The organism is Kitasatospora sp. NBC_01539, from assembly GCF_045040525.1.
Classification (GTDB): Bacteria; Actinomycetota; Actinomycetes; order Streptomycetales; family Streptomycetaceae; genus Kitasatospora.
Map to the genome: position 1 here is coordinate 2,088,926 of NZ_CP109390.1, position 12,601 is coordinate 2,101,526.

Annotated in this window: 12 protein-coding genes; 3 read left to right on the forward strand and 9 right to left on the reverse strand. The window is 71.3% G+C overall.

Features of this window, described 5'->3' with window-relative positions; translation table 11 throughout:
- Window positions 1-21 precede the first annotated feature (21 nt).
- The 6 genes from pafA to arc form a co-directional block, all read right to left on the reverse strand.
- Window positions 22-1,383, reverse strand: coding sequence for a Pup--protein ligase (gene pafA, locus OG335_RS08985; RefSeq protein ID WP_405010508.1), 1,362 nt, complete (start codon window positions 1,381-1,383; stop codon window positions 22-24).
- A gap of 189 nt (window positions 1,384-1,572) precedes the next feature.
- The gene (gene prcA, locus OG335_RS08990) at window positions 1,573-2,358 is read right to left on the reverse strand and encodes a proteasome subunit alpha (protein WP_405010509.1); all 786 of its coding nucleotides are present in this window, start codon (window positions 2,356-2,358) and stop codon (window positions 1,573-1,575) included.
- 36 nt (window positions 2,359-2,394) lie between these two features.
- Entirely contained in the window at window positions 2,395-3,237 is an 843-nt protein-coding gene (gene prcB, locus OG335_RS08995; RefSeq protein WP_405010510.1) for a proteasome subunit beta, read from the reverse strand.
- Between the two features lie 211 nt (window positions 3,238-3,448).
- Complete coding sequence (locus tag OG335_RS09000; RefSeq protein ID WP_405010511.1) at window positions 3,449-3,667, reverse strand: ubiquitin-like protein Pup; 219 nt, start codon at window positions 3,665-3,667, stop codon at window positions 3,449-3,451.
- Window positions 3,668-3,804: 137 nt separating this feature from the next.
- On the reverse strand, window positions 3,805-5,316 hold the full coding sequence (gene dop / locus OG335_RS09005; protein ID WP_405010512.1) for a depupylase/deamidase Dop: 1,512 nt from the start codon (window positions 5,314-5,316) through the stop codon (window positions 3,805-3,807).
- A gap of 92 nt (window positions 5,317-5,408) precedes the next feature.
- Window positions 5,409-7,175, reverse strand: coding sequence for a proteasome ATPase (gene arc / locus OG335_RS09010; protein ID WP_405010513.1), 1,767 nt, complete (start codon window positions 7,173-7,175; stop codon window positions 5,409-5,411).
- A gap of 245 nt (window positions 7,176-7,420) precedes the next feature.
- On the opposite strand from arc, the gene OG335_RS09015 reads away from it, so the two are divergent.
- Window positions 7,421-7,708, forward strand: coding sequence for a ferredoxin (locus OG335_RS09015; RefSeq protein WP_405010514.1), 288 nt, complete (start codon window positions 7,421-7,423; stop codon window positions 7,706-7,708).
- Window positions 7,709-7,753: 45 nt separating this feature from the next.
- On the opposite strand, the gene OG335_RS09020 is transcribed toward OG335_RS09015, so the two are convergent.
- The 3 genes from OG335_RS09020 to OG335_RS09030 form a co-directional block, all read right to left on the reverse strand.
- A complete protein-coding gene (locus OG335_RS09020; protein WP_405010515.1) occupies window positions 7,754-8,362 on the reverse strand; it encodes a hypothetical protein in 609 nt (202 codons plus the stop codon).
- Between the two features lie 187 nt (window positions 8,363-8,549).
- A complete protein-coding gene (locus OG335_RS09025; protein ID WP_405010516.1) occupies window positions 8,550-9,512 on the reverse strand; it encodes a tRNA (adenine-N1)-methyltransferase in 963 nt (320 codons plus the stop codon).
- 105 nt (window positions 9,513-9,617) lie between these two features.
- Window positions 9,618-10,814, reverse strand: coding sequence for a site-2 protease family protein (locus OG335_RS09030; protein WP_405010517.1), 1,197 nt, complete (start codon window positions 10,812-10,814; stop codon window positions 9,618-9,620).
- A gap of 199 nt (window positions 10,815-11,013) precedes the next feature.
- On the opposite strand from OG335_RS09030, the gene OG335_RS09035 reads away from it, so the two are divergent.
- Window positions 11,014-11,916, forward strand: a complete 903-nt coding sequence (locus tag OG335_RS09035; RefSeq protein WP_405010518.1) for a RecB family exonuclease — start codon at window positions 11,014-11,016, stop codon at window positions 11,914-11,916.
- Entirely contained in the window at window positions 11,917-12,588 is a 672-nt protein-coding gene (locus tag OG335_RS09040) for a response regulator (protein ID WP_405010519.1), read from the forward strand. It begins immediately after the preceding gene.
- The last annotated feature ends 13 nt before the right edge of the window (window positions 12,589-12,601 follow it).

Consider the following 12,601-nt stretch of genomic DNA (forward strand, 5'->3'; position numbering starts at 1 on the left):
GGCACCGCCCCCGCGCCGCCGTCACATGCCGGCGATGAGCTTCTCCACCCGCTCGTCGACCGAGCGGAAGGGGTCCTTGCACAGCACGGTGCGCTGTGCCTGGTCGTTGAGCTTCAGGTGCACCCAGTCGACCGTGAAGTCGCGCCGCTGCTCCTGCGCCCGGCGGATGAAGTCGCCGCGCAGCCGGGCCCGGGTGGTCTGCGGGGGCACCGACTTGGCTTCGAAGGTCTTGAGGTCGGTGGTGACCCGTGCGGCCCGCCCCTTGTTCTGGAGCAGGTAGAACAGGCCGCGGCGGCGGTGGATGTCGTGGTACGCGAGGTCGATCTGGGCGACCCGCGGGTTCGACATCGTCATCTGGTGCTTCTCGCGGTACTGCTCGATCAACCGGTACTTCATGATCCAGTCGATCTCGGTCGAGACGCGGTCGAGGTCCTCGGTGCGGACGGCCTCCAGGGTGCGCCCCCAGAGTTCGAGCACACGGGCGATGGTGCCGGTGTTGAGGCCCTTGCGGTCCGCGAACTCCAGCGCCTTGGTGAAGTACTCCTCCTGGATGTCCAGCGCGCTGGCCTCGCGGCCGTTGGCGAGCCGCACCTGGTGGGTGCCGGTCAGGTCGTGGCTGACCTCGCGGATCGCCCGGATCGGGTTCTCCAGGGTGAGGTCGCGCATCACCACGCCCGCCTCGATGAGGCGCAGCACGAGGTCGGTGGCGCCGACCTTGAGCAGGGTGGTGGTCTCCGACATGTTGGAGTCGCCGACGATGACGTGGAGGCGGCGGAACCGCTCGGCGTCGGCGTGCGGCTCGTCGCGGGTGTTGATGATGGGACGGGATCGGGTGGTCGCCGAGCTGACGCCCTCCCAGATGTGCTCGGCCCGCTGGCTGACGCAGTAGACCGCGCCCCGAGGCGTCTGCAGCACCTTGCCGGCGCCGCAGATCAGCTGGCGGGTGACCAGGAACGGGATGAGCACGTCGGCGAGCCGGGAGAACTCCCCGTGCCGGGCCACGAGGTAGTTCTCGTGGCAGCCGTAGGAGTTGCCGGCCGAGTCGGTGTTGTTCTTGAAGAGGTAGACGTCCCCGGCGATGCCCTCCTCGTGGAGGCGCCGTTCGGCGTCCACGAGCAGGCCCTCCAGGATGCGCTCACCGGCCTTGTCGTGCGTCACCAGTTCGGTGACGTCGTCGCACTCCGGAGTGGCGTACTCGGGGTGCGAGCCCACGTCGAGATACAGGCGTGCACCGTTGCGCAGGAACACATTGCTGCTGCGGCCCCAGGAAACTACGCGGCGGAAGAGGTACCTGGCCACCTCGTCCGGAGACAGACGCCGTTGTCCCCGAAACGTACACGTGACACCGTACTCGTTCTCCAGCCCGAAAATTCGGCGGTCCATGAGGCATCTTTTCTCTTCCGGGAGCATTCCGAAACCCCTTCGGCCCAGCCGAAAGGACCAACGGCCCTGCCGACGGTTCCGGGCAACGGTCCTCGGCAATCCGACCATGCCACCGCCTCATATCCCGGCAGGCGCACGTGAATCCCGCACGGCGCGGTTCCTGCGCCGTACGGGATTCACGCGGCCGGGTCACTCGTCGGCCGGCGCCCCGCCCGTGGACGGCCCGTCCTTGTGCGCGGCGGACGGCTCGTCCTCCTCGTCCGCGGCGGACGCGTCGCCGCCGAGGAGGCGGCCGAGCTGGCCGCCCAGGATGCGCTTGAACTTGCGCTGCTGGACGCGCTCGCGGTCCAGCACGGCGACCTCCAGCTGCTCCGGCGTCAGCGTGCGCGGGCTGCCGCCGTTGGGGTCGCGGGCGAGGCCGTCCACGGCCACCCGGAGGGCCTCGGTGAGGGCCATGCCGGCCTGGTGGTGCTGGCCGATGTAGTTGCCGATGGAGTCGGAGTTGCCGCCGACGACGACGTAGTTCTTCTCGTCGACGACGGAGCCGTCCGGGGTGAGCCGGTAGATCTGGTCGTCGTCGACGCCGCGGCCGACCTCGGCGACGACCAGCTCGACCTCGTACGGCTTCTCGCCGACGGAGGAGAAGATGGTGCCGAGGGTCTGCGCGTAGACGTTGGCGAGGCCGCGGGCGGTGACGTCGGCCCGGTCGTAGGAGTACCCGCGCAGGTCGGCGTAGCGCACGCCGCCGATGCGGAGGTTCTCGAACTCGTTGTAGCGCCCGACCGCGGCGAACGCGATCTTGTCGTAGATCTCGGAGACCTTGTGCAGCGCCCGGGAGGTGTTCTCCGCGACGAAGACGACGCCGTCGGCGTAGGTGAGCACGACCACGCTTCGGCCGCGGGCGATGCCCTTGCGGGCGTACTCCGCGCGGTCCGCCATGGCCTGCTGAGGCGAGACGTAGAACGGTGTGGACACCGGCGGTCTTCCCCTTCTTCCTGGGAGTGTGGCGGACTAGAGGAGCGGGGCCTGCGGCCCGTTGGGGTGCTCGCGGCGGCCGGCGGTGATGGAGGCCGCGATCTCGGCCACCTCGCCGTCGGTGAGCCGGCGGAAGCCGTCCTCGGTGATGAGCGAGACGATGGGGTAGATGCCGCGCGCGAGGTCGGGGCCGCCGGTGGCGGAGTCGTCGTCCGCGGCGTCGTAGAGCGCCTGGACCGCGAGGGTGGCGGCCTGTTCGCCGCCGAGGCCCTCGCGGTAGAGCTTCTTGAGCGAGCCGCGGGCGAAGACCGAGCCGGAGCCGGTGGCGGCGAAGCCGCGCTCCTCGGAGCGGCCGCCGGTGACGTCGTAGGTGAAGATCCGGCCGCGGCCGAGGTTCAGGTCGTAGCCGGCGAAGATCGGCACGACGGCGAGGCCCTGCATGGCCATCGCGAGGTTCGACCGGATCATGGTCGTGAGCCGGTTGGCCTTGCCCTCCAGGGAGAGGACGGCGCCCTCGATCTTCTCGTAGTGCTCCAGCTCCAGCTGGAACAGCCGGACCATCTCGACGGCGAGGCCCGCGGTGCCGGCGATGCCGACGGCGCTGTACTCGTCGGCCGGGAAGACCTTCTCGATGTCGCGCTGGGCGATGACGTTGCCCATCGTCGCGCGGCGGTCGCCGGCGATGACGACACCGCCTTCGAAGACCGCCGAGACGATGGTGGTGCCGTGCGGTGCCTCGACGGCGAGCCCCTCGGGGAGGGTGCGGTTGCCGGGCAGCAGCTCGGGCGAGTGCCGGCCCAGGAACTCGAGGAACGACGACGACCCGGGGGTCAGGAAGGCAGCCGGTAGACGCCCGGTGCCACCAGTGTTGGCTTCCACACGATTCCTTCCAGGTTGACGATCAAGCACCTGATGCCCGGACCCTACCCGCGTCGGCCGCCCGTGATCCACAGGATCGGCGAAGCCGTACGGATGCCGCCGGGAGCCGCCGCCGAGGGCTGCCGTGGGAGCAGAGCGCGCTGCAGGCGTGCGGGTGCACACCTGCAGCGCGACACTGCGGAAGCGATTCGGGAAAGGGGAATACCCCCTCCTACTCGCCGCCCTTCTGCACGAAACCGCGGACGAAATCCTCGGCATTCGACTCGAGGACCTCGTCGATTTCGTCGAGCACGGCGTCGACGTCGTCGCTGAGCTTTTCCTGGCGTTCCTTCAGCTCGTCGGAGGCCTGCGTCTCTACGGACTGCTCCTCGACCTCCTCCGAGGAGCGGTTCGCCCGCTGCTGGCCGCCGCCGGTGTCCTTGCTAGCCATTTCCCTCACCCCGCTCGCTCTGTGTGGTCAGACCCTATCCGCCGGGTACGACATTCGCGCCCGGTTCTGCTTCAACGTCCGGCGCTCCCCGGAATGATTCCCCTTCACGACGGGATTCACCCCCGGTGATCGAAGAGTTACCCTCCGGACAGTACACGAACCAGTTCTTCGGCCGTGCGGCACCGGTCGAGCAGGCTCTCGACGTGCTCACGGGTGCCGCGCAGCGGCTCCATGGTGGGCACGCGCTGCAGCGAGTCCCGCCCGGGCAGGTCGAAGATGACCGAGTCCCAGGAGGCCGCGGCGACGTGGTCGGCGTACTGCTCCAGGCAGCGCCCGCGGAAGTAGGCGCGGGTGTCCTCCGGCGGCTTGCCGACGGCCCGCAGCACCTCCTCCTCGGTCAGCAGCCGCTCGAAGCGGCCGCGGGCGACCAGGCGGTTGTAGAGGCCCTTGTCGGGCCGCACGTCGCTGTACTGCAGGTCGACGAGGTGCAGCCGGGGGTTGTCCCAGTCCAGGCCGTCGCGCTGGCGGTAGCCCTCCAGGAGCTCCTTCTTCGCGACCCAGTCGAGCTGCCTCGACAGGCTCATCGGGTCGCGCTCCAGCCGGCCCAGGACGTCCTCCCAGCGGGCCAGCACGTCGCGGGTCTGGTCGTCGGCGTCCTGGCCGTAGCGGTCCTCGACGTACTTGCTCGCCAGCTCGCAGTACTCCATCTGCAACTGCACCGCGGTGAGCTTGCGCCCGCTGCGCAGCGTGATCAGCTGGTCGAGCCCCGGGTCGTGGGAGACCCGGTGCAGGGTGCGCACCGGCTGGTCGACGGCGAGGTCGACGGCGATGAAGCCGTCCTCGATCATGGCCAGCACCAGCGAGGTGGTGCCGAGCTTGAGGTAGGTGGAGATCTCGGAGAGGTTGGCGTCGCCGATGATCACGTGCAGCCGGCGGTACTTCTCCGCATCGGCGTGCGGTTCGTCGCGGGTGTTGATGATCGGGCGCTTGAGGGTGGTCTCCAGGCCCACCTCGACCTCGAAGTAGTCCGCGCGCTGGCTGAGCTGGAAGCCGTCGGCGGAGCCCTCCTGTCCGAGGCCGACCCGGCCGGCACCGGTCACGACCTGGCGGGAGACGAAGAACGGGGTGAGGTGGCGGACGATGTCGGCGAACGGCGTCGCCCGCTTCATCAGGTAGTTCTCGTGGGTGCCGTAGGAGGCGCCCTTGTTGTCGGTGTTGTTCTTGTACAGGTGGATCGTCTGCCCGTTGGGCAGTTCCAGGGCGCGGGCGGCCGCCTCGGCCATGATCCGCTCGCCCGCCTTGTCCCAGAGCACGGCGTCGCGCGGGTTGGTGACCTCGGGCGAGCTGTACTCGGGGTGGGCGTGGTCCACGTAGAACCGGGCACCGTTGGTGAGGATGATGTTGGCGAGGCCGATGTCCTCGTCGGTCAGCTGGCTGGAGTCCGCCACCTCGCGTGCGAGGTCGAAGCCGCGGGCGTCGCGCAGCGGGTTCTCCTCCTCGAAGTCCCAGCGGGCCCGGCGGGCCCGGTGCATCGCCGCGGCGTACGCGTTGACGATCTGGGACGAGGTGAGCATGGCGTTGGCGTTGGGGTGGCCGGGCACGGAGATCCCGTACTCGGTCTCGATGCCCATCACGCGGCGTACGGTCATGCGGCCCTCCTTGCCCTTGGTGATCCTGCGGAGACGCGCCGTCCGGCTGCGGGGCGGGTGGCACCGCAGCCGGACGGAGGGGTTCGGCGTCGTTACAGGTACTGCCCCGTGTTGGCGACGGTGTCGATGGAGCGGCCGGACTCCGCGCCCTGCTTGCCGGTGACCAGGGTGCGGATGAAGACGATCCGCTCGCCCTTCTTGCCCGAGATCCGGGCCCAGTCGTCCGGGTTGGTGGTGTTGGGCAGGTCCTCGTTCTCCTTGAACTCGTCCACGCAGGCGGCGAGCAGGTGGGAGACGCGCAGGCCGCGCTGGCCGTGGTCGAGGAAGTCCTTGATGGCCATCTTCTTGGCGCGGTCGACGATGTTCTGGATCATGGCGCCGGAGTTGAAGTCCTTGAAGTACAGGACCTCCTTGTCACCGTTGGCGTAGGTGACCTCCAGGAAGCGGTTGTCCTCGGTCTCCGAGTACATCCGCTCGACCACCGCCTGGATCATCCCGGCCACGGTGGAGACCAGCGAGCCGTCGTGCTCCTTGACGTCGTCCGGGTGGAAGGGCAGCGAGTCCTTGAGGTACTTGGAGAAGATGTCCTTCGCCGCCTCGGCGTCCGGCCGCTCGATCTTGATCTTGACGTCCAGGCGGCCGGGCCGCAGGATCGCCGGGTCGATCATGTCCTCGCGGTTGGAGGCGCCGATGACGATGACGTTCTCCAGGCCCTCCACGCCGTCGATCTCGGCGAGCAGCTGCGGGACGATGGTGTTCTCCACGTCCGAGCTGACACCGGACCCACGGGTGCGGAAGAGCGACTCCATCTCGTCGAAGAAGACGATGACGGGCGTGCCCTCGCTGGCCTTCTCCCGGGCACGCTGGAAGACCAGGCGGATCTGCCGCTCGGTCTCGCCGACGTACTTGTTGAGGAGCTCCGGGCCCTTGATGTTGAGGAAGTAGCTCTTGCCCTGCGGCCGGCCGGTCACCTCGGCGACCTTCTTGGCCAGCGAGTTCGCGACCGCCTTGGCGATGAGCGTCTTGCCGCAGCCGGGAGGGCCGTAGAGCAGGACGCCCTTGGGCGGACGGAGCTCGTACTCCTTGAAGAGGTCGGCGTGCAGGTACGGCAGCTCGACCGCGTCGCGGATCTGCTCGATCTGGCCGGCGAGGCCGCCGATCTGCCGGTAGTCGATGTCCGGGACCTCTTCGAGGACCAGTTCCTCGACCTCGGACTTGGGGACGACCTCGTAGACGTATCCGGAGCGGGGCTCCAGAAGGAGGGCGTCGCCGGAGCGCAGGGTGAGGTCGCGCAGCGGCTCGGCAAGCCGGACCACGCGTTCCTCGTCGGTGTGGCCGATCACCAGGGCGCGTTCGCCGTCCTCGAGGACCTCCTTGAGGGTGACGATGTCGCCGATGCTCTCGAAGGCCATCGCGTCCACGATGTTGAGCGCCTCGTTGAGCATGACCTCCTGGCCGCGGCGCAGCTCCTCCAGCTCGATGCTCGGGCTGACGTTGACGCGCAGCTTGCGGCCACCCGTGAAGATGTCCGCGGTGCCGTCCTCGTTGGCGCTGAGGAAGGTGCCGAATCCGGCGGGGGGCTGGGCGAGGCGGTCCACCTCCTCCTTGAGGGCCACGATCTGGTCGCGGGCCTCACGGAGCGTGGCGGCGAGCCGCTCGTTCTGGGCGGAAACTCCGGCCATGTTGGTCTGGAGCTCGACGATGCGCTCCTCGAGGATTCTCGAGTGGCGCGGCGAGTCGGCGAGCTTACGACGCAGGGCGGCGATCTCCTGCTCGAGGTACGAGACCTGCGCGGCCTCGTCGGAACCACGAGCGGGCCGGCCGGCGCTGCGGTTGTAGTCGTCATCGTTGGCTGCCACGGTCCTCACCTCCTCCTGGGGGAGCTGGACGACCCAAACCTACCTGGAGCCAGGGGTCTGTAAACCCCTAGATCAGAAAGATGGATCGGGCGTGTCCGATCTTCGCCCTTGCGTTGCTTCCCCTCTGGTAGTGGATGTGCCCACCGCTCAACGGTTCAAAGCAGGGCAGGGGTAAGGTCGGCACTGCAGGAGGAGTGGAAATGCCACACGAAGCGGGGCATTCCGGTACAGAAACGGCAGGGGACATGTCCGCGACCGGCGAAGAGCTCGAAGTCTGGATCGATCAGGACCTGTGCACGGGCGACGGCATCTGCGTCCAGTACGCGCCGGAGGTCTTCGAGCTCGACATCGACGGCCTCGCCTACGTCAAGGGCGACGACGACGAGTTGCGCCAGCAGCCCGGCCAGACCGCGCCGGTGCCCCTGACGCTGCTTCAGGACGTCGTGGACTCCGCGAAGGAGTGCCCGGGCGACTGCATCCACGTGCGCCGGGTCGCCGACCGCGTCGAGGTCTACGGCCCCGACGCGGACTGACCGCCCGGCCGGCCCGGCCCGGCGGGTCCTGCGCGTCCGCCGGGGTCAGACCTGACCGGCCGGTGCGGCGCTCTCGGCCCGCACCCAGTGGCCCGCGTTCCGCTTCCAGGCGATCGCGAGGGAGCGGTCCGGGCAGCACCGCGGCACGTCGGGCGAGGAGTAGCCCCGGGCGCGGGCGCGGATCTCGCCGTCGCTGCGCACCGTCAGGGCGGTGACGGTCAGGTTGTCGGCGGCCGGATCCAGCAGGGTCGCGGCGACCTCCGGACGGCCGCCGGGGCCGGCCGTGAGCACGAAGACGCCGTCCGGCGGGGTGCCGTTGTCCGCGGCGCAGTGCGCGGCGACCACGGTGCTGGGCGAACCGTCACCGAGATCGGCGCTCACCTTCAGCACGACCGCCACCGGGAACGGCCCGCAGTCAAGGGGAAGTTCGGCCTTCGCCGGATCGGGGGCCGCCGCGGGCGGCGCAGCCTTCGCCGTCGGGCGGGCCGCGGCGGGGGTGCCCTCGGCCGGGGAGGCCGCCAGTGCGCCGGCGACGACCGCGGCGCAGCCCGCCGCCACCAGGGCCCAGTGTCCGATCCCGCTCCGGGCGTGGCCGGGTGCCGTACGGGCACCGTCCGCCGTCACGGGGTTCTCCGCCTCGACCGCTGCTTCCACCAGGCAGTCCTCTCCACCACGAGGGTGCCCCGGCGGGCACGGCGGCTGTTGTGAGCGAGCATCGTCCCACACCGCCCGGGGCGTCCGGGCATCGGCCCCGACAGCCCGTCACGGGCATGCGGCGGGGGGCGGCGCAGCCGGTCGGGGGCCGGTTGCGCCGCCCCCCGGAGGACGGGCCGTCTCGGCGTCAGGGCAGCTCGACGCCGTCCGTGGCGGCGGTCTCGCGGGTGGCCCGGCGGACGGCGGCGCGCTCGGCCAGCGAGGGCTCGGGGCTGCCGTTGTCGTACTCCTCGCCGTAGGCGCCCTTGGCGGGGCGGCGGCGGCGCAGCGGGGGCTCGACGCCGTCGGCGAGGCGGCGGGCGGTGAGGAGGAAGCCGGTGTGGCCGATCATCCGGTGGTCCGGGCGGACGGCCAGCCCCTCCAGGTGCCAGGTGCGGACCATGGTCTCCCAGGCCTGCGGCTCGGTGTAGGTGCCGTGCTCGCGCAGCGCCTCGACGGTCTTCGACATCTGCGTGGTGGTGGCGACGTAGCAGCAGATGAGGCCGCCGGGGACGAGCGCCTTGGAGGCGACGTCCAGGCACTCCCAGGGGGCGAGCATGTCGAGGATGACGCGGTCGACGTCGTTCTCGACGAGGTTGTCCTGCAGGTCGCCGATGGTGAGCTTCCACGCCGGGTGGGGGCCGCCGAAGTACCGCTCGACGTTGTTCCTGGCGATCTCGGCGAAGTCCTCGCGGCGCTCGTACGAGGCGAGCATGCCGGTGTCCCCGACGGCGCGCAGCAGGTACGTGGAGAGCGCGCCGGAGCCGACGCCGGCCTCGACGACGCGCGCGCCCGCGAAGATGTCGGCCATCGCCAGGATCTGACCCGCGTCCTTGGGGTAGATCACCGCCGCGCCGCGGGGCATGGAGAGGACGTAGTCGGGGAGCAGGGGGCGCAGCGCGAGGTACGGGACGTTGCCCGTCGTGCGTACGACCGTGCCCTCGGGGGCGCCGATCAGCTCGTCGTGCGGGAACGCACCCTTGTGGGTGTGGAACTGGTTCCCGGCCTGGAGCGTGAACGTGTAGTGGCGGCCCTTGGGGTCGGTCAGCTGTACCTGGTCCCCGACCTGGAAGGGCCCGCGTCGGCGGGTGGCACCGGTCGGTTCGGACATGCGGCCAATCCTAAGGGAACGGCGGCGCTCCCCCGACCAGCGGCCCGGCGCGGGCCGGGCGGCCGGGCGGCAGATCGTTTCGGCGGGCCGCGGCGGCGGAGCGGTTCAGCGGCCGCCGAGCGCGCGGGCCAGGCGGCGTTCGAGGTCGGCGAGGGCGAGCACGCCGTACGGGCTGCCGTCCGGGCGGACGACCAGGTACTCGGCGGCCGGGGTGCGGCGCAGGGCGGTGAGGAGGTCCTCGCCGGTGAGCGCGAGGTCGAGGCGCAGGCCGGGTTCGAGGTCGCGGGCGACGGCGCCGACGGCGATCCAGGGGCGGCGGTGCTCGGGCACCTTCGCGACGGCGGCCTCGGTGACCAGGGCGGAGGGCTCGCCGCGTCCGTCGACGACGACGATCGCGCCGGCCCGGGCCTCGTGGGCGCGGCGCAGCGCCTCGCCGAGCGGGGTGTCGGCGGTGACGTCGACGGAGCGGCGGGCGAGTTCGCGCAGGTCGAGCCCGGGCAGGACCTCGCGCAGGCGGGCGTTGCGGACGGCCCCGGTGGCGCCGTTCCAGATGATGATCGCAAGGATGGCCGCGAGCACGCCGTCGACGAGGCTGTCGCCGGTGGACTGCTGCGGGGTCTGGGCGGCGCTGACGAGCGGCAGGCCGATGAGCACGGCGAGGGCGAGGCCGCGGCCGACCCAGGCGGCGGCGACGGTGCCGGCCATCGGGCGGCCGGTGGCGCCCCACACGACGGCGCGCAGCATGCGGCCGCCGTCCAGCGGGAGGCCGGGCAGCAGGTTGAAGGCGGCGACGACGAGGTTGCTCACCATGAGGCCGGCGAGGAGCACGCCGGGCACGGTGTCGAGCTCGACGGCGTTCGTCGCGAGGTAGAACACGCCGCCGAGGACGAGGGAGAGCAGCGGTCCGACGAAGGCGAGCCAGAACTCCCGGGCCGGGGTCTCGGCCTCCTTCTCGATCTCGGAGACGCCGCCGAAGAACTGCAGCTGGATGCTGCGCACGCCGAGCCGGTAGCGCAGGGCGATCACGGTGTGCGCCAGCTCGTGGACGAGCACGGAGGCGTAGAAGGCGACGGCGAACGAGAAGGAGACGAGGTAGCGGGTGCCGCCGAGGTCGGGCAGCACCTCGGTGAGGCGTCCGCCGAAGATCCAGGTGATGAGGGCGGCGATGACGAACCAGGACGGCGTGACGTACACCGGGACGCCGAAGGGGCGGCCCACCATGATTCCGCCGCGCGGCTGCGGGTCGCCGGCCCGGCCGGCCGGCGGCTGCTCGGAGGTCCGCTGCCCCCTGGTGTCGCTCACCGCGTCCCCTTCGCTCTCGTCCCCGTCGTACCGGCCCGCGCCGTGGCGCCCACGCTACGTGATCTCCGTCCGGATCCCGCGCGCGCCCCTCGGGGGGCGGCGCTCGTAGGGGGTCATACCCCGGTTGTGACCCGCGCAGCGGTCGCGGTGTCAGTGGGCCGACAGCGGGATGTGAGCGGAGGGCAATAGGGTCGGGGGCATGCACCAGACGGACACCGGCCCGACGGCCCGGCCGGCGGCCCCGCCGACGGGACTCTCGCCCTCGCGCGCCGGCGACTTCATGACCTGCCCCCTGCTGTACCGGCTGCGGGTGATCGACCGCCTGCCCGAACCGCCGAGCCCGGCCGCGACCCGCGGCACGGTGGTGCACGCCGTGCTGGAGCGGCTGTTCGACCACCCGCCGGCCGAGCGGACCGCCGACCTGGCCCGCTCGCTGCTGCGCCCCCAGTGGGAGCGGCTGCTGGGCGAGCGGCCCGAGCTGGCGGAGCTCTTCCCGGACGACCCGGACGGCACCGCCCTCGCGGGCTGGCTGGGCGACGCGGAGAAGCTGGTGGACCGCTGGTTCCGCCTGGAGGACCCGACCCGCCTGCACCCCGCCGAGCGCGAGCTGTACGTGGAGACGGCGCTGGGGTCCGGGCTCCTGCTGCGCGGCTACATCGACCGCGTCGACGTCGCCCCGAGCGGCGAGGTGCGGCTGGTCGACTACAAGACCGGCCGGGCGCCCTCGCGGGACTTCGAGGGCAAGGCGATGTTCCAGATGAAGTTCTACGCCCTGGTGGTGTGGCGCTGGAAGGGCGTGATCCCCAGGCGCCTGCAGCTGGTCTACCTCGGCGGGGGCGGCGACGTGGTCACGTACGACCCGGACGAGACCGACCTGCTCGCGGTGGAGCGCAAGCTGCACGCGCTGTGGGAGACCATCTCGCGGGCGGTGGAGACCGGGGAGTTCCCCGCCACCCGCAACCGGCTCTGCGACTGGTGCGACCACAAGGCCCGCTGCCCGGAGTTCGGCGGCACTCCCCCGCCGTACCCGCTGCCGCTGCCCGCGGCGCGACGGCCCGACGACGATCCCCCGGGGGATCCCATGGTGAGCGAGGAGTCGTAGGTGACGATCAGAGTGCTGCTGGTGGACGACCAGCCGCTGCTGCGCACCGGTTTCCGGATGATCCTGGAGGCCGAGCCCGACCTGGTGGTGGTCGGCGAGGCCGGGGACGGCCAGCAGGCGCTGGAGCAGGTGCGGGCGCTCCAGCCGGACGTGGTGCTGATGGACATCCGGATGCCGCGGATGGACGGCGTGGAGGCGACCCGGCGGATCTCCGGGCCCGGCCGCGACGGCCCGGCGAAGGTGCTGGTGCTGACGACGTTCGACCTCGACGAGTACGTGGTCGAGGCGCTGCGCGCCGGGGCGAGCGGCTTCCTGCTGAAGGACGTGCCGGCCGAGGAGCTCGTGCAGGCGATCCGGGTGGTCGCGGACGGCGCGGCGATGCTGGCGCCGTCGGTGACGCGCCGCCTGCTCGACATGTACGCCACCCGGCTGCCGTCCGGCGAGGAGGCGCCGCCGCAGGCGCTGGGCGCGCTGACCGAGCGCGAGGTGGAGGTGCTGCGGCTGGTCGCCCGGGGGCTGTCGAACGCGGAGATCGCCGCCGAGCTGTTCGTCAGCGAGACGACGGTGAAGACCCACGTCGGCCACGTGCTGACGAAGCTGCGCCTGCGTGACCGGGTGCAGGCCGCGGTGTACGCGTACGAGTCCGGCCTGGTGCGTCCCGGCGCGCTCTGACGGCGGCCCCGGA